The sequence below is a fragment of the Blastomonas sp. UPD001 genome, from assembly GCF_003426715.1.
GTDB lineage: Bacteria > Pseudomonadota > Alphaproteobacteria > Sphingomonadales > Sphingomonadaceae > Blastomonas.
The window spans coordinates 1-835 of sequence record NZ_QKVT01000157.1 but is presented as its reverse complement, the minus strand read 5'-3'; the positions used below and the strand labels follow the sequence as shown (position 1 = coordinate 835).

Below are 835 nucleotides of genomic sequence, written 5' to 3'. Positions count from 1 at the left end.
CTTTGAGCGAGCGATCCTGACTGTTCCGTTCCGCCAATCAATGTCCTCGATGCGCAGCTTGACCACTTCCGCACAGCGAAGGCCAAGGTCGGTGACGCATCTGACCATGGCATAGGCCCGTCGACGAGATGGCAGGTTCCCATCGAACGATGCCAAAAGCGCGTCGATCTGGGTTGGTGACAATGTCTCGGGGAGTGACGCCAGACGCCAGTGCGCCGCACGCGGGATGGCTTGCAGGAGCTTGGCGACCTCATCGCCGCTCATCTGTCGGTACTTCAGATAACCGCCTATCGAACTACCGGCGACGCGCACTGCCCCGGCACCCCAATCGCGGCCTTCACCCAAGACGAAGCGCCTTACGGCCGCGGTATCGATCTTCGTGACGTCGACGGCGTCTGCGCCAAAAGTGTGAGCGAGGAATCTGCCGACAATTAACCCACGTTGCCGTCGCGTGGTCTCCGCCAGGCCTGCGACATCACGCATATAGGCATCGAACGCGGCCAATTCCTTGCTTAATCCATCCTGCTGGTCGGCGGACTGAATGGCCCCCTCGGCCTCAAGCAGTCTCAGCAGGTGGCGAATGGCGGTCCGCAGTTCATACCGCGTTCGGCGAACCGGCTGAGGACAACTGCAGACCGGCAGATGATCGCTAAGAAAGCGATCGAGCACCGCCGCGCCCAGCGATGAAAGATGAAGGCGCTGCTCTCCGAGCCAGCGTGCGAAATGGGCGACGCTCGCAAGATAGACGCGGATCACATTGTGCGCATACCGATCTTCCCGCAGTCGAGCGACATAGCGTTCCTGATAGGCTGACAGAATGCTGGACGACAGCCAT

1 protein-coding gene is annotated in these 835 nt (G+C 60.7%); it reads right to left on the bottom strand.

Going from position 1 to position 835, the window contains the following annotated elements:
- Positions 1-835 (bottom strand): tyrosine-type recombinase/integrase (locus DM995_RS20045; RefSeq protein ID WP_157973409.1); only part of this gene is annotated, 835 nt, incomplete at both ends.